The sequence below is a fragment of the Arthrobacter sp. P1_D12 genome, from assembly GCF_056406175.1.
This window is the reverse complement of sequence record NZ_JBFUAR010000023.1, coordinates 24297-49167: the sequence shown is the minus strand read 5'-3', so window position 1 is coordinate 49167 and position 24871 is coordinate 24297. Positions and strand designations below refer to the sequence as shown.

The window sequence follows — 24871 nt, the reverse complement described above, 5'->3', positions numbered from 1 at the left end:
GCGCGCAGGTCAGCAGGTGGGCGGGAAGCAATTGTGGGATCAGGCACGCAGTCCGGCGCCCGGACCTCGCCACGACCAAGAAGAGATCGCCGGGGCAACGTCAACGTGGCCACCCCAACCGCAGCCATCTGACACGAATGGCCGCTAAGGGCAGGCGGTTTCTAGGGGTGTTGCAACGACCGTTAGAACCCGCCGCATCGGCTGAGCGGCCATTCGTGGCAAATCGTTGACTGGGCACAAAGGCCTAGGGGCCGGTTGTGACCGGGCTAACTTGCCAAGGGCCGCTAACGTGAAAGAATAATTTCACAGTAACGTCGGCGACCGCGGCCGCGGCCGGCCGGCAGTATCCATCTTCTTCTGGAGGCCCCTTTGCCCGGTATGAATCTGACCCGCGCCGAAGCCCGCGAGCGCGCCGCCCTGATCGACGTTGACTCCTACGAGGTCAGCCTGGACCTGACCCGCGGCGAGAAGGTCTTCGGCTCCACCACGGCCGTGAAGTTCCGGGCCAAGCCGGGCTCGTCGACCTTCATCGACGCCGTCACCCACGCCGTGCACAGCGTGAGCCTCAACGGCCGCGAACTGGATCCGGCCGAGGTCTCCGACGGCGTCCGGATCCAGCTCCCGGACCTCGCGGCCGAGAACGACCTGCTTGTGGTCGCCGACGCCCCGTACATGAACACCGGTGAAGGCCTGCACCGCTTCGTGGATCCGGTGGACAGCGAGGTCTACCTGTACACCCAGTTCGAGGTCCCGGATTCGCGGCGCATGTTCGCCGTCTTCGAACAGCCCGACCTGAAGGCCAGCTTCACGTTCACCGTCACCGCCCCCTCGCACTGGGATGTCGTGTCCAACTCCCCCACCCCGGTGCCGGTGGAGACCATCCCCGGCGCGGACGGGGGCGCCCGCTCTGTCTGGGAGTTCACGCCGACACCGCGGCTGTCCTCCTATGTCACCGCGCTGATCGCCGGGCCGTACCAGTCGGTGCGCAGCGAGGTCACGTCGGCGGCGGGCAAGGTCACCCCGCTGGGCATCTTCACCCGCAAGTCGCTCATGCAGTACCTCGATGCGGACAACATCTTCGAGCTCACCCGGCAGGGCTTCGAGTTCTTCGAGGCCCAGTTCGGCTGCCCGTACCCGTTCGAGAAGTACGACCAGCTCTTCGTGCCGGAGTTCAACGCCGGCGCCATGGAGAACGCCGGGGCCGTCACCATCCTGGAAGGCTACGTCTTCCGCGGCAAGGTCACCGACGCCCAGGTGGAACGCCGCGCCATCACCGTGCTGCACGAGCTCGCGCACATGTGGTTCGGCGACCTCGTCACCATGCGCTGGTGGAACGACCTCTGGCTCAACGAGTCCTTCGCCGAATACATGTCCCACCTGGCCGCCGTCGAGAACACCGAGTTCGGCCACGCCTGGACCACGTTCGCGTCCGTGGAGAAGTCCTGGGCCTACCGGCAGGACCAGCTGCCCACCACGCACCCGATCTTCGCCGAGATCAATGACCTCCAGGACGTCGAGGTGAACTTCGACGGGATCACCTACGCCAAGGGCGCCTCGGTGCTGCGCCAGCTCGTCGCCTGGGTGGGACCGGAGCAATTCATGTCCGGGGTGCGGGAGTACTTCAGCAAGCACGCCTGGCAGAACACCGAGCTCAGCGACCTCATGGCCGAACTCGAGAAGGCCAGCGGCCGCGACCTGGAACGGTGGGGGCAGCTCTGGCTGGAGACCGCCGGCGTGAACACCCTGACACCGGAAATCTCGGCGTCCGCGGACGGCACCATCGAGTCCTTCGCCATCGTGCAGTCGGCGATCGAGAGCGAACCGACCCTGCGCCCGCACCGCCTCGCCGTCGGCTTCTACAACCTCAACGGCGCCGGCAAGCTGGAGCGGGTGCACCGCGAGGAGCTCGACGTCGACGGCGAGCGCACCGAAGTTCCGGCCCTGGCCGGCGTGGCCCAGCCGGACCTGATCCTGCTCAACGACGACGACCTCGCCTATGCCAAGGTCCGCCTGGATCCGAAGTCCCTCGCCACCGCAACGGCGCACCTGAAGGACTTCAGCCAGAGCCTCCCCCGCACGCTCGTGTGGGGCTCGGCCTGGGATGCGGCGCGCGACGGCGAGTCCCCGGCCCGCGGGTACGTGGAGCTGATCCTCGCCAACATTGCCGAGGAATCCGATTCCTCCGTGATCCTGGTCCAGCTCCGGCAGCTGGCCACCACCCTGACCTTCTACGTGGCCGAGGAGCACCAGGAGGCCACCGCCGTGGCCGCGGCCGACAAGCTCTGGGAGCTCGCCTCGGCGGTGCCGGCCGGCTCGGACGCCCAGCTGCAGTTCGTGAAGTCCTACGCCCTGCTGGCCCGCAGCGCCGGGCAGCTGGACACGGTCTCCGGGCTGCTGGACGGCTCACTCACCCTCGACGGGCTGAGCGTGGACCAGGACCTGCGGTGGGAGCTGCTGGCTTCCCTCGTGGCAGGCGGCCGCGCCGGGCAGGAGCGGATCGACGAGGAACTGGAGCACGACAACACCTCCAACGGCCAGAACGCGGCGGCCCTGGCCAAGGCCGCCATCCCCACCCCGGAGGCCAAGGCCGCGGCCTGGGAATCGATTGTGGTCAAGGGCGACCTGTCCAACGCCCTGCAGGGCTCCGCGGTGACCGGCTTTACCCGGGTCCTGGACACGTCCCTGCTCGAGCCGTACGCCGAGAAGTACTTCGAGGCCGTCCCGGGCATCATGGCAAGCCGCACCCACGCGCTGGCCTCGCAGATCGTCGTCGGGCTCTACCCGGCCCAGCTGACCACGCAGGCCACGGTGGACCGCACGGATGAGTTCCTGGCCTCGCTGCCGGAGGGCAGTGCGGCGCTGCGCCGGATGATGCTGGAGAACCGCGACGGCGTTGCCCGCGCCCTGCGCGCCCGCCAGGCCGACGTCGGCTAACGACCTAGGCACCGGACCCCCGGCAAGCCTGGAACCCCGGCACCGCCCCTGTGCGGCGCCGGGGTTCTGTCGTTCTAGGCTGGAGTCATGAGCCTTGACGAACATCACTATGCGCTGACCGTCCGCTGGACCGGGAACCGCGGGGCCGGGACGTCCTCGTACCGCGGTTACTCACGGGACCACGACGTCGAGATCCCCGGGCTGCCGGTGCTGCGCGGCTCGGCCGATCCGACCTTCCACGGGGACCGGGAGCGCTACAACCCCGAACAGCTGCTGCTGGCCGCGCTCTCGCAGTGCCACATGCTCTCCTTCCTGCACGTGGCCGTGAAGCACGGCGTTGTGGTGACGGCCTACGAGGACCGGGCCGAGGGCCTGATGCGGACCAACCGGGACGGCAGCGGGCAGTTCGAATCCGTCACGCTGAGGCCCCGGGTGACGGTGGCGGAAGCGGCGGCACCGGATGTCCTCGAGGAACTCCACGTGGAGGCCAACAAGGTCTGTTTCATCGCCCGCAGCGTCAACTTCCCGGTGCTGCACGAGCCGACGGCTGTGGTGGAGGCCAGGCCGACTGAATAGTTTTCAGGCGGCGCCGTCAGCCGGGCCGGCCGAGGACTCTGCCCGGTACTCGGACACCAGCCGGCGCTCCGTCTCCGGGCTCATGCCGGCCTTGCGTTCACGGCCGAGTCCGCGGCGGCGTTCATCCGCCAGGGTGTCCCGCAGCGTGTCCATCCAGGGCCGGAGCCGGAGCCCTGCTGCCCGGGCAGCGTCGTTGCTGCGGGTCGCGAAGCCCTCGTGGCCTGGCGGCAGCCACAGCGGCAGCGAGTCCGGGCCGGCCCAGTGGTTTGCACCGTGCGACGCCAGCCAGCCCTCGGGGGCGACAACCACCTCGGAGTCGGCGTCGGCGAGCTGGCGGGCTTCCTCCAGATAGGCGGCAAAGGGCACCGGCTCACCGGTGGCGTTCAGCGCCCCCGTGGTTCCGTTCTTGGCGGCGGTGAGGATCCAGGCGGCGAGGTCGCGGACGTCGATGATCTGGGTGGCGTCGGCGGGAATGTCCGGGACCAGGACGGGATCGTTGTCCCGGGCGAACCGGGCCGGCCAGTACCCGTAGCGGTCGGAGCCGTCCCCGGGTCCGCCGATCAGGCCGGCGCGGCAGAGGTGCGCCTTGCCCCCTGCCAGTTCCCGGGTCAGGTGCTCGATCGCGGACTTGGCCTCGCCGTAGTTATCCATGGTCAGCTCCGTGCCCGGAGCCAGCGGCGGGAGCACCAGGGCGTCTTCTGCCTCGCCGGCCACTGAGTGGTCCGCGTAGACCGAGCAGCTGGAGATGAAGGTCCAGTGCCGGGCCGAGCCGGCCAGCGTCTCGAGGGCCTCCCGTGCCTGCTCAGGGTCCCGCGAGACGTCGACGACGGCGTCCCACCCGCCGCTGCCGGCGGCCCCTTCGTACGCGGCCTTCCCCTGCGCGCGGTCCGCACGCAGCCAGGTGGTGCCGTCGGGCGCCGCGGCGGCGGTACCGCGGGCCAGGCACGTGACGTCGTGCCCGGCGGCGAGGGCGTGCCGGGCTATTTCAGCTGACAGGAAGACGGTGCCGCCAAGGACCAGGATGCGCATGGGGCCACGCTACGGCGCTAATGTTGAAGTAGACCAGAGCGTTATGCGCCCGGCGAACGCCAGCCGCCTTTCCGGACGCCCAGCCCTGCTGCCGGCCGGCAGCAGGGCTGCAGTAAACAAGGAGTTTTCCCTCACCGATGATCAGCCTGACCACCATCGAACCAATCACCGCACCGGACATCTCGGCTGTCAACCTGCCAGGTGGCCTCATCAGCCTGGGCATCGGCGTCGCCGTGTGGCTGGTGGCATCCTTCGTGATCACCGGTATCACTAAACGGGTCGCGGCGGGCAGCACACTCTTCAAGAAGTCGCACTTCCGCTGGGTGGCTCCGGCGTTCCGCGCCCTGGACCACGAACGCCGCGTCCAGCGGGCAGAGACAATCGGCGCACTGCTCCGCAGCGTGGTCGGCGTCCTGATTGCCGTCCTCACCATCGTGTACGTGCTCAAGTACCTGAACGTGGACGTGGCTCCCATCCTGACGAGCGTCGGGATCCTCGGTGTGGCGATCGGCTTCGGTGCCCAGCAGTTGATCCGCGACTTCCTCGCCGGCATCTTCATTACCTTCGAGGACCAGTACGGCATTGGCGACATCATCGAGACTTCCGAGGTGGTGGGCACGGTCGAGGCCATGAACCTGCGGATCACCCGGGTCCGGGCCGACGACGGCACCATCTGGTACCTGCGCAACGGCGAAATCCTGCGTGTGGGCAACCGCTCCCAGGGCACGTACATTCCGCCCGAGACGTCCCCGGCGGCCGAGGCCGACAGTGCACCCCAGCAGAAGGCCGGAGAATAGTGAAATGACGATTCCCAGCGCCAGCGAACCCAGCCAGCCCAGGCAGCTGCTGCAGAACGATCCGTTCAGCCAGCCCGGCTACACGGACAACTTCTATGACGCCGTGGGCGGCCACCAGACTTTTGTGAAGCTCATCGACGTCTTCTACGACGGCGTCGCAACTGATCCGCTGTTGCGCGCCATGTACCCGGAAGAGGACCTTGGCCCGGCCAAGCGCCGCTTCCTGATGTTCCTGGAACAGTACTGGGGCGGGCCGACGACGTACGGCGAGGAGCGCGGGCATCCGCGGCTGCGGATGCGCCACATGCCGTTCCGGGTGACACCGGAGGCCAAGGAACGCTGGCTGTTCCACATGCGTGCCGCGGTGGATGCCCTGGAACTGCCGCCGCTGTATGAGGGAACGCTCTGGGACTACATGGAGCGGGCAGCCCTGTCCATGGTGAACAGCCCGTCGGAGGGCTGAGCGCGGAGGGCGCCGGCGCCGGAGCTTCCTAGAGCCCGGTGCCGGTCCGGACCAGCACGTGGCCGCGGGTGCCGCTGAGCCGGAACCAGCGCCCGGCCCGGTAGAGCCGTTGCTCGCTCTCTGCCAGGAAGCCCAGGGTGAGCGCGGCGAACGCGGCCCCGGCCGGCAGGCCGCCGGCGTCGGGCAGTTCCCGGCCCCAGACCGTTGCCCTCGCGTTGTTGACGATCAACGCACCGGGCTTGTCCGGAATGATCGCGGCGATCTCCCTGATCCCGGCCTCCGCTGCGGTCCGCAGGGCGGTGTCCTGGACGGTGCCGAGCAGTTCCCAGCCGGCCCGCGGCGCGCCGATCCCGGCCCACGACTCGCTGACGGTCACCGGCGGGACGGGAAGTTCGACGTCGTGCTCCCCCGCCCGTGCCAGGCGGTCCAGCACGGCGGACAGCGGCACTGTCACGTCAGTGTCCGCCGGCTGCGCCAGCGCCATGGTCCGCAGGCCCAGGATGGTGGGGGTGGATTCGCCCAGGAGCCGGGGCCGCAGGACGCAGACGTAGGCGGCCAGGACGGGGCCAGCGGCCTGGAGCCTGATGGCGCCGTCGTCAATGGACTTGGCGCGCGTCGCGAAGGTGCGCAGGTCGTCGAGGTCGCGGGGATCGGTGAACTGCAGGGGCTGGGTTAGGACATCAGACACACTACTGACTCTACCGGCTGCGCTTCTTTGGAGCGGCGCTGGACGCCGTCTAGAGTCAGACCATGACTGAAGCCGAAGCCGGACTGCTGGGGCTCCCGACCCAGGACCCCACCTCCTCGCTCATCCAACTTCTCAACCTCGGCGAGCTTGAGGGCGCCCGGACGGACGAGGACATCTTCATGGGTCCCTCCCAGCAACAGCCCAAGCAGCGCGTCTTTGGCGGCCAGGTGCTGGCGCAGTCCCTGATAGCCGGCAGCCGCACCGTCGATCCGGACCGCAGCGTGCACTCCATGCACGGTTACTTCCTCCGGCCCGGAGACGCCAACAAGCCGATCACCTTCGGCGTGCAGCGCCTGCGCGACGGGCGGTCGTTCTCGGCCCGCCGGGTCCACGCCTATCAGGAGGGCATGCCCATCCTGTCGATGATTGCGTCCTTCCAGGCCGAGGACGAGGGGATCGAGCACCAGTCCGAGATGCCCGCCGGGATCCCGGACCCCGAATCGCTGCCGAGCACGGCCGACCTGCTGGGCAAGTTCGATCACCCCGTGGCCCGGCACTGGGCCTACGAGCGGCCGTTCGACATCCGCCACGTCGATCCGGCGCTGTATGTCTCGGCCAAGGGACCCCGGGAGGCCCGCAACGCCGTGTGGATGAAGACCTTCGGCCCGATGCCCGACGACGCCGGCCTGCACCGGGCGGCCCTGGCCTACGCGAGCGACTACACCTTGCTCGAATCCATCCTCCGCAGGCACGGCATGAGCTGGATTACGCCGGGGATGTCCGTGGCAAGCCTGGACCACGCCATGTGGTGGCACCGGCCGGTCAGGGTCGACGAGTGGCTCCTGTACGTCCAGGAATCGCCCAGCGCGCAGGGCGCACGGGGCCTCGCGACGGGCAAAATCTTCAGCCGGGACGGCCGGCACGTGGCGACGGTGGCCCAGGAAGGCATGATCCGCGTCCCGAACGACTTCAAAAACACCGACCTGAAGAACACAGAGAAGGGCGCCGTGCAGGCCGCCGTCTGATCGAGGGCGCTGCAGCACCTGATCCGCAAGGCCAAAGGCCGCCAGTATTCCCCCGCGGCGGCTGGCACGCAGCGGCTGGGACACGGTGTCCTCGGCACACGGCGTCAACGGGACACAGGCCCACCGCACACAAAAGCCGGCTCCCCTGAAACAGTTCAGGCGGGAGCCGGCTTTTTCGTGGCGCTGTAAGCCTTGCGGGCTTAGTCGCGGGTGAGGCGGCGGTGGGTTACCCGGTGCGGCTTGGCCGCATCCGGGCCCAGGCGCTCGACCTTGTTCTCCTCGTAGGACTCGAAGTTGCCCTCGAACCAGTACCACTTGGACGGGTTCTCCTCGTCGCCTTCGTAGGCGAGGATGTGGGTGGCCACCCGGTCCAGGAACCAGCGGTCGTGCGAGACGACGACGGCGCAGCCCGGGAATTCGAGCAGGGCGTTTTCGAGGCTGCTGAGGGTTTCGACGTCGAGGTCGTTGGTCGGTTCGTCGAGGAGCAGCAGGTTGCCACCCTGCTTGAGGGTCAGCGCCAGGTTGAGGCGGTTGCGCTCACCACCGGAGAGCACCCCGGCCTTCTTCTGCTGGTCCGGGCCCTTGAAGCCGAATGCGGCCACGTAGGCGCGGGACGGCATTTCGACGTGGCCGACCTGGATGTAGTCGAGGCCGTCGGACACGACTTCCCACAGGGTCTTGTTCGGGTCGATGCCGCCACGGCTCTGGTCGGCGTAGGAGATCTTGACGGAATCGCCGATCTTCAGTTCGCCGCCGTCGAGCGGTTCCAGGCCCACGATGGTCTTGAAGAGGGTGGACTTGCCGACGCCGTTGGGGCCGATGACGCCGACGATGCCGTTGCGGGGCAGGCTGAAGGACAGTCCATCGATCAGGGTGCGGTCATCGAAGCCCTTCTGGAGACCCTTGGCCTCCAGCACGAGTCCGCCCAGGCGCGGGCCCGGCGGGATCTGGATCTCTTCGAAGTCGAGCTTGCGGGTACGGTCTGCCTCGGCAGCCATTTCCTCGTAGCGGGCCAGACGGGCCTTGGACTTGGTCTGGCGTCCCTTGGCGTTGGACCGGACCCATTCGAGTTCCTCGGTCAGGCGCTTGGCCTGCTTGGCGTCCTTCTTGCCTTGGACTTCCAGGCGGGCGCGCTTCTTCTCCAGGTACGTGGAGTAGTTGCCCTCGTACGGGTACAGGTGGCCGCGGTCGACTTCGGCGATCCACTCGGCCACGTGGTCGAGGAAGTACCGGTCGTGGGTGACGGCAAGGACGGCACCAGAGTAGCTGGAGAGGTGCTGTTCCAGCCACAGCACGCTCTCGGCGTCAAGGTGGTTGGTGGGCTCGTCGAGGAGCAACAGGTCCGGCTTCTGCAGCAGGAGCTTGCACAGCGCGACGCGGCGGCGCTCACCACCGGAGAGCAGGGTGACGTCGGCGTCGGCGGGCGGGCAGCGCAGTGCGTCCATGGCCTGTTCCAGCTGGGAATCGATGTCCCAGGCGTCGGCCGCGTCGATCGCTTCCTGCAGCTGTCCCATTTCCTCGAGGAGGGCATCGTAGTCAGCGTCGGGGCTGGCCATTTCCTCGGAGATCGCGTTGAAGCGCTGGATCTTGCCGTAGATTTCGCCGACGCCTTCCTGGACGTTGCCCAGGACGGTCTTGTCTTCGTTCAGCGGCGGCTCCTGCAGCAGGATGCCTACCGTGTAGCCGGGGCTGAGCCGGGCCTCACCGTTGGAGGGAGTGTCCAGGCCGGCCATGATCTTGAGAATGGTGGACTTACCGGCACCATTCGGGCCGACAACGCCAATCTTGGCCCCCGGGAAGAAGGACATGCTTACGTCATCGAGGATGAGTTTTTCGCCGACAGCCTTACGGGCCTTGGTCATTGTGTAGATAAATTCCGCCATGCCTACAAATCTAGTGGTTCGGGCGGGATAACTCACATTCCGTGAGCCCGGATCGGCCACTTAACGGCGTCTGGGCCACGATGCAGTCGCTGCCGTCACGCACTCCGGCCTCGACGGCGTCGACAGCCAGGCCGGTGGGCCTCCGCCCGGCTGTGACTTCCACAGCGTCGGCCGGAATCCCTGCCTTAACCAACGACGCGCGGATGCCCGCCGTTTCGGGCTGACCGCCGGCGCGGATGGCGGAGTTCAGGACCGCCTCGACCGTGGACTTCATGGCGGATTCCCTGTCGGGTTTCAGGCCGGGGTTCGCCAGCGGCGACGTCGTGGATGCCGTTGCGGGTGCCGGCGACGCAGTGGCTGTCGGTGCCGGGGACGTTGCGGAAGGTGTCCCCTGAGAATCCGCGGCTTCAGAGGCCATGGCTCCGCTGCTACCGGCCGGCGTCGCACAGGCGGAGGCCGAAAGCAGGAGCACCAAGGTTGCGGCGGCCGGAACGGCCCAGCCGCGGCGACGGGCGTCCCCTCCCGCGGCGGGGGTGGGCGCCGCCCGTCCCGCAGTGATCCTGGCGTGTTGCATCCGGCAATTCTGCGACGCGGCAGTGCCCCGTTCCGGCGTTCCGGTGCCCGGTCCCGGCGTCCACGGCGTTGCCCGCCGGTCCTGCGGATTCAGGCTGCGGCCCCTTTCAGTTCTCCGGTTTCCTGGTCCACCTCCTCTTCCTCACCGCTCTCGTCATGGATGAACGTCGCGTGGTGGTCGGCACCGTGGTCGCCGTCCCCGTCGTCGTCCCCTGGCTGGCTCTGCGGTCCGTCGCCGTCACCGTCGCCGCTACCGGGCGCATCCGGGGAACCGGGTCCGGCGGCCGCATGGCTTCCGGCTGCAGCTGAGCGGGTGAAGTTGGCAGAGCCCCACATGAGGTCGTGGCCAACTGACTCCGCGTCAATTTCGGCGACGTGGTAGACCCTGCCGTCCTTCTCCCAGCTCCGCATCTTCAGCCTGCCAACCACGATGACCCGCTGGCCCTTCTTGATGCTGCAGCCAATGTTGCCGGCCAGCTGCCGGTATCCCTGGACCGTGAACCAGTTGGTGTTGCCATCCACCCAGGTGCTGGAGCCGCGGTCGTAGCGCCGCTCGGTGGCGCCGAACCGGAAGGACGCCGTGGCCACGCCACCGGGTGTGGTCGAGCTTCTGATCTCCGAGGCGACGAAGCCACGGACCGTAATGTTGTCGCTCATTCTCATGTCCTGTCTCGAATTGTCGTGCCCTGCCGGGCAGTTCCAGCATCCCGCCGTGGACCGTGGCCGGGGAGGACCCGGCTGTGCCATGTGGATAACCGCCTGCCGGCAACGGTGTGGGGGGCCGTGTTGGGGAGAAGTCAGGGCCGGCAGGACCGGCCACCCGCCGGCGTTGACCTCCACCGGCCGTCCGGCACTGTAAACTTTTTGAGGCGTCACCGGCAGCAGCCGGTGGGCGCCAGCGCGCCCCAGTAGCTCAGGGGATAGAGCAGCGGCCTTCTAATCCGCCGGTCGGGGGTTCGATTCCCTCCTGGGGCACAAGAGAGCGGCTCTGACCTGCGACAACGCAAGGTCAGGGCCGCTTCCCATGTCAACTCCTATTTCAACCAGAACATCAGATCCACTTGTTGTGTTTGAACGTCAGGAACAGGATCCCGCCCATGCCGAGCATGAGCGCGAGTGCCATCGGATAGCCGAAGATCCAGTCGAGCTCGGGCATGTCGCGGAAGTTCATGCCGTAAATCGAGGCGATCAACGTCGGCGCAAACAGGATGGCAGCCCACGACGAGATCCGCTTGACCTGCTCGTTCTGGGCGAAGCTCGACTCCGTCAGGAGCCGCATTTCGTCGTTCTGCCGCTGGGCAACGAGGGCCGCGTTGACGGCCAGCGCGTTCTGCAGCAACGCCCGGAAGCCGGACACCCGCTCCCCCAGCCTGATGGCGTGGTCCAGGACGTCGCGGAAATGATCCTGCAGTTCCGGGTCCGGCACGCCGTCCGGTCCGCTGCCCATGAGGCTCTGCAGGATTCCGGCCAGCGGGGCCGTGGCACGCTGGAACGTGATGACCTGGCGGGAGAGTTCATAGATCCTGCGCGATACGCCGGGGTCGGCAGCGAACAGGTCGTCTTCGATTTCATCGATATCGTTTTCCAGCCCTGCCGCCACCGGCTCGTACTCGTCCACCACCTGGTCCAGGATCGCGTACAACACCGCATCCGGTCCGAGCGCCAGGAACGCCGGCTCGGACTCCATCCGCCGGCGCACCCGGGCCAGGTCGGGAGACTCCGCCCGGCGGACAGTCACCACAAAGTCCGGGCCGGAAAACACATGGATCTCGCCGAACTCGACCTTCTCCACGTCGTCCAGGTACCGCGCGGGCCGCAGCACCAGGAACAACGTCTCGCCATAGTGTTCCAGCTTGGCCCGCTGGTGTCCGGCGAGCGCGTCCTCCACGGCCAGGTGGCTCAGGTCAAATTCCTCGGCCACGGAGCGCAGCTCCTCGGCTTCGGGCCGGTAGAGCCCGATCCAGGCCATACCCTGGCGCTGCCGCAGCAGAAAGTACGTCTCCTCGAGCCCTTCCGGGTCGGCGGTCCGGTGACCGTCCACATAGACGGCGTTGTCAATAATCGTCACGGCCGCGCCTCCTCTTCAAGGCATTCGCTTTGCTGTGACGTTATACCGTCCCCGGGCCGGTGCCAACCGCCCGCACCGCCCCGCGGGCGCCGCCGGCTTCCGGGAAGGACCCCGGAAAGATTGCCTGGAAGAACGACGCCGACGGCGGCCGCCAGGGAGAGCCAAAGCACGGTTGCTGGCATGCGGGGATCGCCCGAACCGTGCACACCGTCCGCCCTGAGCCCCGCCAGCCCTCAGCACGCTTAGTATTGAATGGACTGGCAGGCCGGCAGGGACAGCCTGTGCGCCCTGCCCGCAATCGAAAGGTACGGCCGCCATGACCGAGACACCCCGCAGAATCGACCCCACCAATCCAGACGACGCCCCCACCTCCCCCTACGCGGGGTCCGCTGACGCCACACCCGGGCCCGCGTCCGCCGAGCAAGGCCTCAGCACCGATGTGGCCGCCACGACGGCGGGGCGCGCCGAAACCACCCAGCCCGAGGAACCCACGGCTCAGGCTCCCGCGCCGGCGCCCGCTCCGGACACGCGCCAGGTCACCCGTGCGGGCATGGTCTGGGCCGCGGTTGCCTGCGCGCTCGTGGTGCTGATCCTGCTGATCGCTTTCATCCTGCAGAACCAGGAATACGTGCAGGTGAAGTTCTTTGGCCTCGAAGGCTCGGTCCCGCTCGGCATCGCCTTGTTCATCGCGGCCGTCGGCGGCGGCGTTCTGGTCGCCATCGCCGGAGCCGCCCGCATCATCCAGCTCCGGCTCGCCGCGCACCGCGTCCGCCGCCAGGCCAGCCCGGGCACGCGCACGCGCTGACGCTGAAGCCGCCAGGCGCTACCCTCGTTCCATGCGCGACGCAGAACCCCGGGCCCAGCAGCCATCACCACCGCCGCGGCGGACTGGCCCGACGTCGAGCGTCTCTTTGGCGTGCGCGGCGAACCCTCACGATGCTGGTGCCGGTTCTTTGCCTTGACCGGCCCGCAGTGGTCCGCGTCCACCCCGGAGGAGCGGAAGAACCAGGTGCGGGACAAGTTCGACGGCGGCCAGCCGGCGCCCGGGGTCCTGGCCTTCCGCGACGGGAATGCGGTGGGCTGGTGCGCCGTCGAGCCCCGCGGGTGCTACCCAAGGATCCTGCGCTCGAAGGTGCTGGCGTCGGCCCCCGACGCCGCCCGGGATCCCGACGAGGACCGCGTGTGGTCCGTCAGTTGCTTTGTCGTCTCCCCCGGCCACCGACGGACCGGCGTGGCGGGGGCGTTGCTTGCCGCCGCCGTCGAACACGCCTCAGCGCACGGCGCAACGGTGGTGGAGGGTTATCCGGTCGACCCCGCGCAACGGCCCAAGGCCGGCCCGGCGGACCTCTACCACGGCACCCTGGGACTCTTTTTGGCGGCCGGCTTCACAGTAGTAAGCGGCACGGTGGTCAGCGGCGCAGTGGTCAGCGGCGCGGTGCCGGGACGCGCCGTCGTCCGCCTCCCGGTGCCCCGGCCCGGCGGGGACCGCGGGCGCTAGGGCAGCGTCAGGATCACCGGCCCGTCGGCGGTGATGGCCACGGTGTGTTCGCTGTGGGCGGCGCGGCGGCCGTTCGCTGAGCGGAGGGTCCATTCGTCGTCGTCATGGTAGTAGTCGTCCTTGCGGCCGAGAATCAGCATTGGCTCGATGGCTATGACCAGACCCTCGGTCAGTTTGATGCCGCGACCGGGACGCCCGTCGTTGGGCACGTGCGGCTCGGCGTGCATGGTCCGGCCGATCCCGTGGCCGCCGTGGTCGGCGAGCAGCCCGTAGCCTGCCCGGCGAGCCGCCCCGCCGATCGCGTAGGCGAGATCCCCCATCTTGTTCCCGATCCTTGCCGCATCGATCCCCCTCGCCAGGGCGGCGTCCGTGGCGTCTATGAGGGCCTGGTCCACCGGGTCCACGGTCCCCACGATGAAACTGACCGCCGCATCGCCGCACCACCCGGCCAGGAAGGCGCCGCAATCCACGCTTAGGAGGTCCCCGTCCTGGAGCCGGTACTCGTTGGGGATGCCGTGTACGACGGCGTCGTTGACGGACGCGCAGATGACCCCCGGGAACGGCACTGACGCCCACCGCGGCCGGTAGTTCAGGAACGCCGGAGTGGCTCCCGCGTCGGCGATTGATGCTGCGGCGACATCGTCCAGTTCCTTGAGCGAAACGCCGACGGCGGCCGCCTCGCGGACCCGGGCGAGGGTGGTGGCGACCACCCGGCCGGCCTCGCGCATCAGTGCGATCTCTTCGGGACTCTTGATCATGGACATGGCTTTCCCTTCCGACGCGGAGCCGCGGCTTGCTGGCTTCAACTCTAAAGCCCGCCGCGTCGTGTCTACAGTGGCCTCATGACCACCACGGAACTCATTGACGCGATCCGCGGCAGCCTCCAGGCTGCTGCCGATGCTGGCCGCGCCGCGGGGGCACAGGCCTATATGAAATCGCAGATGCCATCCCTGGGCGTGCGGGTTCCCGAGGTTCGCAGCATTGTCAGGGCCGCGGCCGCGGACCACCCGCCGGGCAGCCTGGCGGAACTGCAGTCCGCGGTTCTTGTGCTGTGGCGCAACGCCGGCCACCGTGAGGAACGCTACGCCGCGATCGAGCTCACGGGACTCAAGCCCGCAGCCGGGGAACTGGGCATGCTGGCCCTCTATGAGGAAATCATCCGCACCGGAGCCTGGTGGGACCTGGTGGACGGGGTGGCCCACCGGCTGGGCGCCCTGTTGCAGGCCCACCGGGCAGAACTGACGCCGGTGCTCGAACGCTGGAGCCGGGACGAGGACTTCTGGGTCCGGCGGGCCGCGATCACCGCACAGCTGGGGGCGAAGGACGCCACGGACACGGAGCTCCTGGCCGCTGTGATCGAGGCCAACCTCGAGGACCGGGAGTTCTTCATCCGCAAGGCGATCGGGTGGGCGCTGCGCCAGTACGCCAGGACGGATCCGGCCTGGGTGAAAGCGTTCGTGCGGCGGCACGCGGACCAGCTCAGTCCGCTCTCACGCAGGGAAGCGCTCAGGAACCTGGCGGCCTAGCCAGAACCAGCCCTAGATGATCGGCCGCGTGGTGACCGGCTCGTCCGACTTGGTAAACAGCAGCTTGGTCTTCGGGTCAAGGAAGATCAGGTACAGCGCGAACAGCAACGCAATGATCGCCGCGGCGTTGCGGGCCAGGGCCAGGGCCAGGCCCAGATCCGCGGTCTGCAGGTACGGGAAGACATCGAGCTGGTCCGAGATCGCGTACACCATGAAGAAGGACACGATGAAGTAGAGCGCCTTGACCTGCCAGTCGTCGCGGATGCCCGTGACGGCGAAGAGCGGGATGAGCCAGACGATGTACCAGGACTGGATCATCGGGGACAGCAGCACGACGGCGGCGAACGCCAGGGTGAGCCGGCGCATCAGCCGGTCGTAGTCGCCGCGGAAGATCTGCCAGGCGACGATGCCGACGGCGAGCAGCTTGCCGGCGTCGAACGCCCACTTGGCCAGTCCCCAGCCGTCGAGCCCGAAGGCGTTGGAGATGGAGGCCACGATCAGGCCCACCAGGCCAACAGGCGCATACCAGATCCAGATGCTGCCCGGGGCCGACAGCCCGTTGATCCAGCCGAAGCCGAAGCCATTGACCCGGCTCATGAGATACAGCAGGGCCAGGCTGATGCCGGCCGTGAGTGCCCAGAAGACGAACTTGCGCGGCCAGCTGGCGCCCTTGCCCGCCCAGAGCAGGCCGATGAACGGCAGGAAGACCACCGTGATGGGCTTGACCGAGATGGAGAGCGTGACCAGCACGATTCCGAGGATGACCCGGCGCGTGGCGCAGTAATAAAGGCCGGCCAGGGCCAGGCCGATCATGAGGGCATCGTTGTGGACGCTGGCGATGAAGTTGGTGAGGAACAGCGGGTTGGCCGCCGTCAGCCACAGGGCGCGGTTCGGGTTCACTCCGTGCAGTTCGGCCAGTTTGGGCACGTAGATCACGCAGAGGACCACGCCCACCAGGGCCGCGATCCGGAACAGCATGATGCTGCCTTCAGGGTGCACGTTGGTGGCCCAGACCACGAACTGTTCGATCCACAGGAACAGCTGCCCGTAGGGGACGGGGGCTTCGGTCCACATTCTGTCGGCGCCCAGCTGGAAGTAGTTGGACAGCGCCGAAATGCCGTTTTCGTAGGGGTTGAAGCCCTCCACCATGAGCCGGCCCTGACCGATGTACGCGTAGACGTCGCGGCTGAACAGCGGCACAGAGAACATCAGCGGCAGCCCCCACGCCGCCGTCGCCTGGAGCGTGGCCTTGCGGGCGCCGGCCCCCCAGACCCGGACGCGCTGGCCGAGCCGCAGCCAGGCGCGGACCAGCAGCATGCCGCCGAAGGCCAGCAGGACAATGCAGAGGGCGACGCCCAGGGCCTCGGTGCGCATAAAGATGAACAGCGGGACGCGGCGGAGTTCGGACGCGGGGGCAAGCCAGCCGACGCCGATCGAACCGATCGTCATGAACAGCGAGCCCAGGAACCCGGCAAGGATCGGGGACCGCGGGTTGTCGACGTCGCCGACGCCCCCTTCCCCCTCAGGGGAGGCCGCAGCCGAGGTGAGCGCGGTCCGGCCGGACGCGGAGGGGCGGGACGTGGACGGGCGGGACGTACCGGCAGCCGTTTCCCCCGCCGCAGGCACAGGCGCCGTCATGTCAGGATCGTCCAATCTGTTGTGGGCCACAATTCCGCCCACAGCCGGCCGCAGTGTCCGGCCCGGGGCGCCGCGTCGAAGAAATAAGTGCCGAAATAATTCGGCGGCCGCGTATTCGAAATCCTAGCACCGGACGGCTCTGTGGCGTCGGAACGGTAGGCTGGGCGGGTGCCTATTACTAACGAACGCATCGTCTGGATCGACTGCGAAATGACCGGCCTGGACACCAAGAATGACGCCCTTATCGAGGTGGCCGCCCTGGTGACCGATTCGGAGCTCAACATCCTGGGGGACGGCGTCGACGTCGTGATCAAGCCCGACGACGCCGCGCTGGCCCAGATGAACGACTTTGTCCGCGACATGCACACACGGTCCGGCCTGCTGGCGGAGCTTCCGCACGGCAAGACGATGGCCGAAGCGCAGGCAGCCGTGCTCGCCTACATCAAGAAATGGGTGCCGGATCCCCGGAAGGCCCCGCTCGGCGGCAACTCGGTGGGCACCGACCGCGTGTTCCTTGTCCGCGACATGCCCGACGTGGTGGAGCACCTGCACTACCGGGTCATCGATGTGAGCACCATCAAGGAACTCTCCCGACGCTGGTTTGCCCGGGCCTACTTCCAGTCCCCGGCCAAGCTGGGCGGCCACCGGGCGCTCGGCGACATCAAGGACTCCATCGACGAACTCCGGTATTACCGCGAGGCCGTGTTTGTTCCCGCGCCGGGCCCGGACAGTGCCACGGCGCAGCGGATCGCCAAGCGCGTCATGGGCGGCGAGGCAGCCGAGCCCACCCCGGCGGAGTAGCGGCCGCACACCTCCCCTCCGCGCAGCGGAGCCGATGAAACGTCGCCGGGGACGTGGCGCGGAAAAGTAATCTGCGCCACGTTTCGCGGAAATTTCGGCGAAAATCGCAAAAGTGGCAAAACCACCCCCAAACAGCAGGTAAGCTATTTGTCGTTGCCTTTCCAGCCAGCCGGTTCGCCGGAGGGCCTGATATGGCACATGGTGGGCGTAGCTCAGTTGGCAGAGCGCCTGGTTGTGGTCCAGGAGGTCGCGGGTTCAACCCCCGTCGCTCACCCTCATGAAGGACGGCAGTGATTGTCCGACCTTTTCCAAAGGCCGCACCGGTTATCCGGTGCGGCCTTTGTTGTCTGTATTGGAAGGAATCGCAGTGAAGCGCAAGCTGTTTGAAGAAGACCACGAGATGTTCCGTGAGATGGCCGCCGAGTTCAACGCGCGCGCGGTCGCTCCCCACTACACCCAGTGGGACGAGGACCACATGATGCCCCGGGAACTGTGGTCCGCTGCCGGCGAGCAGGGCCTGCTGGGCCTGGCCGTGCCGGAAGAGTTCGGCGGCATGGGGATGTCCGACTACCGCTTCCGGACAGTGCTGGACGAAGAATTCGCCAAGAGCAACCACCTCGCGGTCGGCCTGGCGTTCCACCTGCACGATGACATGGTCCTCCCCCACCTGCTGGCCTACGGCTCCGATGACCTCAAGGCCCGCTGGCTCCCGGGCATGGTCTCGGGCGAAAAGATCACCTCGGTCGCCTGGACCGAACCGGGGGCCGGCTCCGACCTGCGCGGCATCCGCACCAAAGCAGTCCGCGACGGCGACGACTGGCTGATCACTGGCCAGAAAACGTTTATCGGCAACGGCATATCCGGCGATGCCTCCCTCGTCCTGGCCCGCACTGACGGCGGCACCGGACGCGGAAACCGCGACTCGTTCTCGCTTTTCATGGTCCAGAAGGGTGAGGGCTACAACACCGGCAAGCAGCTGGACAAGATGGGCCTCAAGGCCTCCGACACGGCCGAGCTGTTCTTCGACAACGTCCGCGTCCCGCAGGCGGACCTCGTCGGCGAGGAAGGCAAGGGCCTGCAGTACGCGGCCGAACAGCTCCCCCAGGGCCGGCTGGCGATCGCCGTGGCAAGCTCCGCCGTCGTGCGCGCCACTTACGAGGCGACGGTCCGCTACACGAAGGACCGCAACGCGTTCGGCGAACGAATCATCGATTTCCAGAACAGCCGCTTCGAACTCGCCGACATCCTCACGGAGGTCGAGGTCACCGAAGCGTACGTGGACCAGGCCATCCTGGCGTTCAACGCCGGAGAGCTCGACGCCGCAGGCGCTGCCCGTGCCAAACTGTGGGCTTCCGAGCGCGCCAAGTCCGTCACGGACCGCTGCCTGCAGCTGCACGGCGGGTACGGCTACATCATGGAATACCCGGTGGCCCAGGCCTACCTCGCCGCCCGGCTGCTGACGATCTTCGGCGGCACCAACGAAATCATGCGCGACGTCGTCGGCCGCACCATCGCCGGCTGAGACGCCGCGACTCCACCTGCACCTGAGGAACTTTCCTGATATGACCGTCCTGCCCATCACGATCTGGGGCGAGCCCGTGCTGCACCGCCGGGCCGCGGAAGTCGAAGTCTTCGACGACGAACTCCGCAGCCTGATCGCCGACATGTTCGAGACCAACGACGCCGCCAACGGCGTCGGGCTGGCGGCCCCCCAGGTGGGGGTCGGCAAGCGGCTCTTCGTGTACAAGTACGACAACGACGACGGCGCCGCGCCCACCGGCGTCGTGGTCAACCCCGTCCTGACCCTTTCCAAGATCTCCGGCGCCCTGCCGGACCCCGACGAGGAAGAGGAAGGCTGCCTGTCCTTCCCCGGCGGCCAGTATCCGCTCAAGCGGGCCGAATGGGCGAGGGTCCAGGGCTTCGACGGTGACGGGAAGCCGGTGGAATTCGAGGCGACCGGCTGGTTCGCCCGGGTCATCCAGCACGAATACGACCACCTCGACGGCAAGCTCTACGTCAACCGGCTCATTGACCGCTATGCCCGCCGGGCCCTGAAGCAGGCCAAGCGCAGCGGCTGGGGCGTTCCCGGCCTGACCTGGATGCCGGGAGTGGACCCGGACCCGTTCGGCCACTGACGGCGGCAGTTAGGCGCTGCTGCACGCGGATTTTCCCCACGTTTGACACCGATGCGCAGGAAATCGCCGGCGGTTTGGCAGGACGCGCCGGCGGCGGGTCCCAAAGGTGGGGAATTTCGGCGGGATTTCCCCAGGTCAGCAGTGACCCGGCCGGCCAGTTCCTTTAGGTCCGGTCGACGGCGGCCAGGATGGCGGCGCCGAGCTCGGCCGGCCTGGTGAACTGCGGCCAGTGTCCTGTAGGCAGGTCCACATAGTCGACCTGGCGGATCCGTCCGAGCTCCGCCACGAACGGGTGGCCGCCGGCAACCATTTCCGTCAGCATCGAGGACGGGAATTCGCAGGCGATGATGGTGACCGGAACCTCAAAGCGGCGTTCATCCGAGAGCTGCTGCCGGTCCTGGGCCACGCCGCGGGGCTGCGGGATGGCACGGGCACGGAACCCGGCGCGCAGCTCGTCGGTCAGGTCGGTGAGGTCCTCGTCCTCGAAGAGCTCCCACGGCGGCAGCGGCACCTCGTCGCCGTCGGCCGGCAAGTCGTCATTGATGACCCCGCCCTCCCCCAGCGGTCCGCTGTCCACGTAGACAGCCCGGGCCACCCGGTCCGGGCGGGCATCGACGGCGCCATGGATGATGGCCCCGCCGCCGGAGTGGCCCACCAGGACCACCGGCGCGTCGAAGGAATCGATCTTCGCCACGACGGCGTCGATGTGGGTGCGCAGGCCGATCCCGGCGCGCGGCGCATCGGCTGACTCCAGGCCCGGCAGTGTCAACGGGTGGACCTTGTGCCCGGCCGCGGTCAGCGGCGGGGTGACGTCAGCCCACGACGAGGCGTCCAACCAGAATCCGGGTACGAGGATGATGTCCATGCCGGTACCCTACCGGTCGAGTACCAGCTCCACCACCTGATACGGGTCCTCGCCCGGGACCAGGTTGTGCATGGTGATGCGTCCGCCCGGGCCGTCCGCCGGGTGCAGGTGGATCTGCCAGCCCCAGTCCGGGCCGGTCGGCGCCGCATAGGAGCCGTTGAGCCGGAGGACACCGTCGCCGCCCACGCTCCCGGAAAACTGCATCAGCGCCTTGCCCGTGTGCCAGGAGTCCAGCCACACCGCGGTGGCGGGATCCGCGCCGGACGCGCCGCCGGCCAGGATCAGGAGGCCTTCCTGCTGGCTCTCACCCTCTGACCAGGTGTAGGCGACACTCGCGAAGTGTGCGGCGGTCACCGTCACCGTGGCGGTGGCCGCCGAAGCCTTGTAGTCGTCCGTGGGCATGAGCCGCAAGCGGTTTTGTCCCTGCCAGGTGCCAAGGAACGGTGTCACGTATTTCACAATGTCCATGCGGCAGTCTACTGAGCCCATCGATCCTGCTCAGTCCGCGGCCGGCTTTTCGAATCTCGCCGCGAAGTCCGGGACATAGCGGAACAGTTCCCGCGGCGGGCGCGTGTAGTTGACGGCCTTCGGCCGCTCCGGCAGGGTCACCGGCTCGGTCCGTACTTCGGTGTAGTCGATGCTGGAGAGCAGGTGGGCGATGAGGTTGATCCGTGCCCGGCGTTTGTCTTCGGCTTCCACCACGTACCAGGGTGAATCCGCGGTATCTGTCTGCACGAACATGTCGTCCTTGGCCCGCGAGTAGTCTTCCCAGCGCAGGATTGCCTCCCGGTCCATCGGCGAGAGCTTCCATTGCCGCATGGGATCATCCAGCCGGGATTTGAACCGCCGCTCCTGTTCCCCATGGCTGATCGAGAACCAGTACTTGAAGACCAGGATGCCGTCCTGGATGAGGAGCCGTTCAAAAACCGGGCACTGGGCCATGAAGCGTTTGTGCTCCGCCGGGGTGCAAAAGCCCATCACGTGTTCGACGCCGGCGCGGTTGTACCAGGAGCGGTCCATCAGGACGATTTCCCCGGCGGCGGGCAGATGCGCCACATAGCGCTGGAAATACCATTCACCGCGTTCGCGCTCCGTCGGCGCCGGCAACGCGACTATCCGGGCAAACCGCGGATTCAGGTACTCGGTGACCCGCTTGATTGCACTCCCCTTACCGGCTGCATCCCGCCCCTCGAAGATGATGAGGACCCGCGCCCCGGTGCTCCGGACCCACTCCTGGAGGGCAACCAGTTCTGCCTGGAGCCGCAGAAGTTCGGCCTTGTAGAGTCCGGCGTCGAGCCGGGTCGGCCGCCGTGCGGAGCCCTTCTTGTGGCCGGCGTGCCCCTTGCCTGAATTGTGCGTGCGATGTGCCATGGCTTCCGTTCCAGCATTTGGGGCGCGCGGTTTGTCCCGCCGCGCCCATTGTCGCCGGGCAGCAGAACGGCTGCAAGGGTCCTCCAGCCCGGAAACTGCGGAGGGCGCGTCAGCGCGGCACGATCGTCTGTTGCCCTGGGCACGAGGCCAGGATCCGTTTCATCGCCTCCTTCTCTGCCGCCGTGACCCACAGCCGGTAGGCCGCCTTGACCGAAATTTGGCGGGCGACGTAGTGGCAGCGGAAAGCCTTGTTTGGCGGCAGCCAGGTGGCGGCGTCGGAGGCACTCTTGTCCTGGTTGGCGGGACCGTCGACGGCGATCAGGTTGAGGGGATCGTTGGCCAGGTGTTCGCGCTGCTGCGCGGTGAGCTGCTGGGCGCCTTTTTGCCACGCGTCTCCCAGCGCCACGACGTGGTCGATCTGCACCGCAGCACTGGTTTCGGCGCCGCGCCGGAACACGATCGTGCGGCCGGTGTACGGTTCCTGGAACGTGCCGCCGGCCACCTGGCAGCGGGAGCCACTGACGAATTCGGCGGCCGCCAGGTCGCGGCGGAGGATGTCGTTGCGCGTATCGCAGCCGTTGCGGTCGACGTCGAGCCACGCCTGGCCGAACGCGCCCCGGTCATAGTTGTTCCTTGCCGACCGACCCTTGACCGCGAGGGTGTCGAGCACGCCGGCAGCGCTTCCCTGCGGGACGGCCCGGACGGCGTCCACCGCGTTCATCCACCCTTGGGCAACGACGGGGGCCTCGCTGGGGCCGGCGATTTGCGGTTCCGCGGCGGCAAACTGGCCGGCCGTGAAGAACCAGACCAGACCGGCCAGGACGGCCAGGCCGGCCGCGGCAAGGAGAATCCAGGCCTGGCGGGAGTGGCGGCGGGCGCGGCGGAAATCCATCCAGGTTACGGTCATGTGGGCGGCCGCTCGCGGCGTTTTGGCTGCACGCCCTGAGCCTATGCGGACGCCACCCCACTCGGGCGGTTGTCCACAGTGTTGGGGACCGGTGGCGGAACGCGGGGGCCTATTGCTCCCGTGTGACCCGTTTCAGGTCTTCGTTGGCCAGATCCAGCAGGCCCTGGAGCTGGGTCACCCGGTCGTCGTTGACTTCACCGGACTGGCGTTTGACGAGGGCGTCGTCCAGCAGCCTCTTCGCTTCTTTCGCGTTGCTCCGCGCGACGTCCAGCGCGTGTTCCAGGGTGGTCTCGTGTTCAACAGCCGGGTTCGGTTCCATGGCTCCATTGTGGTTCCCTTTCCCGGCCGATTCCAGTGCATCGGCCGGGAAAGAGGGAACATGTCCCGGTCAGGGACATTCGCCCTGATTAGACCTCGACGGGCAGCCCTGCGGCCTCGAGGATGGACGCAGCGTCCTTGGCGGGGAAGGACGGCGGGTTGACTCCGGCCATTTCCTCCATGACGCGGACCACCTGGCAGCTGTAGCCGAACTCGTTGTCGTACCAGACGTACAGGACGAGGTTCTTGTCGTTGGAGATGGTGGCCAGGCCGTCGACGATGCCTGCCCGGCGTGAGCCGACGAAGTCCGTGGAGACAACCTCGGGCGAATCGATGTAGTCGATCTGCTTGCGCAGCTCGGAGTGCAGCGACATTTCCCGCAGGTAGTCGTTGACCTCGTCCTTCGTGGTGCCGTTCTCCAGGTTCAGGTTCAGGATGGCCAGCGAGACGTCCGGGGTGGGGACGCGGATGGAGCTGCCCGTGAGCTTGCCGAGCAGTTCCGGCAGGGCCTTGGCCACGGCCTTGGCGGCACCGGTCTCGGTGATCACCATGTTCAGCGCGGCAGAGCGTCCACGGCGGTCGCCCTTGTGGAAGTTGTCGATCAGGTTCTGATCGTTCGTGAAGGAGTGGACCGTCTCCACGTGGCCGTGCACCACGCCGTAGCGGTCGTTGATCGCCTTGAGCACGGGGGTGATGGCGTTCGTGGTGCAGGACGCCGCCGAGACGATCGTGTCCGAGCCGTCGATGGTGCCGTGGTTGATGCCGTGCACGATGTTCTTCAACTCGCCCTTGCCCGGTGCGGTGAGGAGAACGCGGGCAACACCCTTGCTCACCAGGTGCTGGGACAGGCCCTCGGCGTCGCGCCAGCGGCCCGTGTTGTCCACGACGAGCGCGTCGTGGATGCCGTAGGCGGTGTAGTCCACCGTGGAGGGGTTGTCCGAGTAGATGACCTGGATCTGGACGCCGTTGGCCGTGATGGTGTCATTTTCGAGGTCAACCTTGATGGTGCCTTCGAATGAGCCATGGACGGAGTCACGGCGCAGCAGGCTCGCGCGCTTGGCAAGGTCGTTGTCTGAACCACGGCGGACCACGATGGCACGCAGGCGCAGGCCGTGGCCGCCGCCTGCCTTTTCGATCAGGAGCCGGGCCAGGAGCCGGCCGATGCGGCCGAAGCCGTAGAGGACGACGTCGGTGCTGGTGCGGTCGTCGCCGCCGCGCTTGCCGACAACCTCGGCGAGTTCGGCGCGGAGGAACTCATCCAGGCTGGCGCCGTCGCCCTCGGCGCGGTATTTCTCGGTGAGGCGGGCAATGTCGATCGCCGCGGCGCCGAGGTCCAGCTTGGTCAGGGCCTCCAGCAGCGGAGCCGTCTCCTCGAGGCGCAGTTCTTCCTTGCTCATCCTGCGGGCGAAGCGGTGGGCCTTGAGGATATTCATGGTGGACTTGTTGATCAGGCTGCGTCCGTGGATGGAGGTCACCACGTTGTTCTCGCGGTACAGCCGGCCGATCACGGGGATCATCGCCTCGGCGAGTGCCTCACGGCCCATCCACGTATCAAGACAAGAATCTGACGTCTGGCTCACAGAACTACCTTCCTAGAATCCACCCCCTACGTCCTCGTAGGGGGAAGTCGGCCGCCGGAGGGTGTCCGGTACCGGGCACCGGCGGGGATTCGGTCCACCCCGGGCGCCTCATCGAGCGCAAAGAAAAACCGCCGGCTGCGAACGCAGACCCGGCGGCAGAACTTCTACGTTCACCATCAATTCTACGGGCGGCCAG

General features: G+C 67.6%; 25 protein-coding genes and 2 tRNA genes. 13 read left to right on the top strand and 14 right to left on the bottom strand.

Features of this window, described 5'->3' with window-relative positions; all coding sequences use genetic code 11:
* Positions 1 to 378: 378 nt before the first annotated feature.
* Both pepN and AC1DZV_RS16730 read left to right on the top strand, forming a co-directional pair.
* Complete coding sequence (gene pepN, locus AC1DZV_RS16735) at positions 379 to 2934, top strand: aminopeptidase N (protein ID WP_476954157.1); 2556 nt, start codon at positions 379 to 381, stop codon at positions 2932 to 2934.
* Between the two features lie 87 nt (positions 2935 to 3021).
* The gene (locus AC1DZV_RS16730) at positions 3022 to 3510 is read left to right on the top strand and encodes an OsmC family protein (protein WP_476954156.1); all 489 of its coding nucleotides are present in this window, start codon (positions 3022 to 3024) and stop codon (positions 3508 to 3510) included.
* A 3-nt stretch (positions 3511 to 3513) separates the two neighbouring features.
* Here the strand turns inward: AC1DZV_RS16730 and AC1DZV_RS16725 are convergent, their stop codons facing one another.
* Entirely contained in the window at positions 3514 to 4539 is a 1026-nt protein-coding gene (locus AC1DZV_RS16725) for an NAD-dependent epimerase/dehydratase family protein (protein ID WP_476954155.1), read from the bottom strand.
* 137 nt (positions 4540 to 4676) lie between these two features.
* On the opposite strand from AC1DZV_RS16725, the gene AC1DZV_RS16720 reads away from it, so the two are divergent.
* Together AC1DZV_RS16720 and AC1DZV_RS16715 are read left to right on the top strand one after the other, a co-directional pair.
* The gene (locus AC1DZV_RS16720) at positions 4677 to 5336 is read left to right on the top strand and encodes a mechanosensitive ion channel family protein (protein WP_476950801.1); all 660 of its coding nucleotides are present in this window, start codon (positions 4677 to 4679) and stop codon (positions 5334 to 5336) included.
* A 4-nt stretch (positions 5337 to 5340) separates the two neighbouring features.
* Complete coding sequence (locus AC1DZV_RS16715; RefSeq protein ID WP_476950802.1) at positions 5341 to 5799, top strand: globin; 459 nt, start codon at positions 5341 to 5343, stop codon at positions 5797 to 5799.
* A 28-nt stretch (positions 5800 to 5827) separates the two neighbouring features.
* Here the strand turns inward: AC1DZV_RS16715 and AC1DZV_RS16710 are convergent, their stop codons facing one another.
* Entirely contained in the window at positions 5828 to 6487 is a 660-nt protein-coding gene (locus AC1DZV_RS16710; protein ID WP_459385058.1) for a DUF8185 domain-containing protein, read from the bottom strand.
* A gap of 62 nt (positions 6488 to 6549) precedes the next feature.
* On the opposite strand from AC1DZV_RS16710, the gene AC1DZV_RS16705 reads away from it, so the two are divergent.
* Positions 6550 to 7512, top strand: a complete 963-nt coding sequence (locus AC1DZV_RS16705; RefSeq protein WP_476954154.1) for an acyl-CoA thioesterase — start codon at positions 6550 to 6552, stop codon at positions 7510 to 7512.
* A gap of 200 nt (positions 7513 to 7712) precedes the next feature.
* On the opposite strand, the gene ettA is transcribed toward AC1DZV_RS16705, so the two are convergent.
* The 3 genes from ettA to AC1DZV_RS16690 all read right to left on the bottom strand — a co-directional run bounded on the left by ettA (position 7713) and on the right by AC1DZV_RS16690 (position 10625).
* A complete protein-coding gene (gene ettA / locus AC1DZV_RS16700) occupies positions 7713 to 9395 on the bottom strand; it encodes an energy-dependent translational throttle protein EttA (RefSeq protein ID WP_026266424.1) in 1683 nt (560 codons plus the stop codon).
* Between the two features lie 10 nt (positions 9396 to 9405).
* A complete protein-coding gene (locus tag AC1DZV_RS16695; protein ID WP_476954153.1) occupies positions 9406 to 9969 on the bottom strand; it encodes a DUF6993 domain-containing protein in 564 nt (187 codons plus the stop codon).
* An 89-nt stretch (positions 9970 to 10058) separates the two neighbouring features.
* A complete protein-coding gene (locus AC1DZV_RS16690) occupies positions 10059 to 10625 on the bottom strand; it encodes a single-stranded DNA-binding protein (protein ID WP_476954152.1) in 567 nt (188 codons plus the stop codon).
* Between the two features lie 245 nt (positions 10626 to 10870).
* Between AC1DZV_RS16690 and AC1DZV_RS16685 the strand changes: the two genes are divergently transcribed.
* Positions 10871 to 10943: transfer RNA gene (locus tag AC1DZV_RS16685), tRNA-Arg, on the top strand.
* A 76-nt stretch (positions 10944 to 11019) separates the two neighbouring features.
* On the opposite strand, the gene AC1DZV_RS16680 is transcribed toward AC1DZV_RS16685, so the two are convergent.
* Positions 11020 to 12036, bottom strand: coding sequence for a magnesium and cobalt transport protein CorA (locus tag AC1DZV_RS16680; protein WP_476950807.1), 1017 nt, complete (start codon positions 12034 to 12036; stop codon positions 11020 to 11022).
* 316 nt (positions 12037 to 12352) lie between these two features.
* Between AC1DZV_RS16680 and AC1DZV_RS16675 the strand changes: the two genes are divergently transcribed.
* Positions 12353 to 12841 (top strand): LapA family protein, encoded by a 489-nt coding sequence (locus tag AC1DZV_RS16675; RefSeq protein ID WP_476954151.1) that lies wholly within the window; start codon positions 12353 to 12355, stop codon positions 12839 to 12841.
* Positions 12842 to 12994: 153 nt separating this feature from the next.
* Positions 12995 to 13534 carry a GNAT family N-acetyltransferase gene (locus tag AC1DZV_RS16670; RefSeq protein ID WP_476954150.1) on the top strand — a complete coding sequence of 180 codons (540 nt, stop codon included), beginning with the start codon at positions 12995 to 12997 and terminating at the stop codon, positions 13532 to 13534.
* On the opposite strand, the gene map is transcribed toward AC1DZV_RS16670, so the two are convergent.
* A complete protein-coding gene (map, locus tag AC1DZV_RS16665) occupies positions 13531 to 14298 on the bottom strand; it encodes a type I methionyl aminopeptidase (protein ID WP_476954149.1) in 768 nt (255 codons plus the stop codon). The two genes, AC1DZV_RS16670 and map, sit on opposite strands and share 4 nt — an antisense overlap.
* A gap of 78 nt (positions 14299 to 14376) precedes the next feature.
* Here map and AC1DZV_RS16660 point away from each other — a divergent pair, with 78 nt between their 5' ends.
* A complete protein-coding gene (locus tag AC1DZV_RS16660; protein WP_476954148.1) occupies positions 14377 to 15060 on the top strand; it encodes a DNA alkylation repair protein in 684 nt (227 codons plus the stop codon).
* A gap of 12 nt (positions 15061 to 15072) precedes the next feature.
* On the opposite strand, the gene mptB is transcribed toward AC1DZV_RS16660, so the two are convergent.
* Positions 15073 to 16698, bottom strand: coding sequence for a polyprenol phosphomannose-dependent alpha 1,6 mannosyltransferase MptB (gene mptB, locus AC1DZV_RS16655; protein ID WP_476954147.1), 1626 nt, complete (start codon positions 16696 to 16698; stop codon positions 15073 to 15075).
* A 168-nt stretch (positions 16699 to 16866) separates the two neighbouring features.
* Between mptB and orn the strand changes: the two genes are divergently transcribed.
* The 4 genes from orn to def all read left to right on the top strand — a co-directional run bounded on the left by orn (position 16867) and on the right by def (position 19634).
* Positions 16867 to 17499 (top strand): oligoribonuclease, encoded by a 633-nt coding sequence (gene orn / locus AC1DZV_RS16650; RefSeq protein WP_308197202.1) that lies wholly within the window; start codon positions 16867 to 16869, stop codon positions 17497 to 17499.
* Positions 17500 to 17700: 201 nt separating this feature from the next.
* Positions 17701 to 17773 (top strand) — tRNA-His (locus AC1DZV_RS16645).
* Positions 17774 to 17866: 93 nt separating this feature from the next.
* Positions 17867 to 19021 (top strand): acyl-CoA dehydrogenase family protein, encoded by a 1155-nt coding sequence (locus AC1DZV_RS16640; RefSeq protein WP_476954146.1) that lies wholly within the window; start codon positions 17867 to 17869, stop codon positions 19019 to 19021.
* Positions 19022 to 19061: 40 nt separating this feature from the next.
* Complete coding sequence (def, locus tag AC1DZV_RS16635) at positions 19062 to 19634, top strand: peptide deformylase (RefSeq protein WP_476950813.1); 573 nt, start codon at positions 19062 to 19064, stop codon at positions 19632 to 19634.
* Positions 19635 to 19797: 163 nt separating this feature from the next.
* Here def and AC1DZV_RS16630 read toward each other — a convergent pair whose 3' ends face one another.
* The 6 genes from AC1DZV_RS16630 to AC1DZV_RS16605 all read right to left on the bottom strand — a co-directional run bounded on the left by AC1DZV_RS16630 (position 19798) and on the right by AC1DZV_RS16605 (position 24675).
* On the bottom strand, positions 19798 to 20499 hold the full coding sequence (locus AC1DZV_RS16630; RefSeq protein WP_476950814.1) for an alpha/beta fold hydrolase: 702 nt from the start codon (positions 20497 to 20499) through the stop codon (positions 19798 to 19800).
* Positions 20500 to 20508: 9 nt separating this feature from the next.
* Positions 20509 to 20967 (bottom strand): DUF1579 family protein, encoded by a 459-nt coding sequence (locus AC1DZV_RS16625; RefSeq protein ID WP_476950815.1) that lies wholly within the window; start codon positions 20965 to 20967, stop codon positions 20509 to 20511.
* Between the two features lie 30 nt (positions 20968 to 20997).
* Positions 20998 to 21870 carry a polyphosphate kinase 2 gene (gene ppk2, locus AC1DZV_RS16620; protein ID WP_476954145.1) on the bottom strand — a complete coding sequence of 291 codons (873 nt, stop codon included), beginning with the start codon at positions 21868 to 21870 and terminating at the stop codon, positions 20998 to 21000.
* A 109-nt stretch (positions 21871 to 21979) separates the two neighbouring features.
* Positions 21980 to 22777, bottom strand: coding sequence for an HNH endonuclease family protein (locus tag AC1DZV_RS16615; RefSeq protein ID WP_476954144.1), 798 nt, complete (start codon positions 22775 to 22777; stop codon positions 21980 to 21982).
* A gap of 109 nt (positions 22778 to 22886) precedes the next feature.
* Positions 22887 to 23096: a hypothetical protein gene (locus tag AC1DZV_RS16610; RefSeq protein ID WP_018773403.1), complete on the bottom strand. Its 210-nt coding sequence runs from the start codon at positions 23094 to 23096 to the stop codon at positions 22887 to 22889.
* An 88-nt stretch (positions 23097 to 23184) separates the two neighbouring features.
* The gene (locus AC1DZV_RS16605) at positions 23185 to 24675 is read right to left on the bottom strand and encodes a glyceraldehyde-3-phosphate dehydrogenase (protein ID WP_476950817.1); all 1491 of its coding nucleotides are present in this window, start codon (positions 24673 to 24675) and stop codon (positions 23185 to 23187) included.
* Positions 24676 to 24871: the final 196 nt, after the last annotated feature.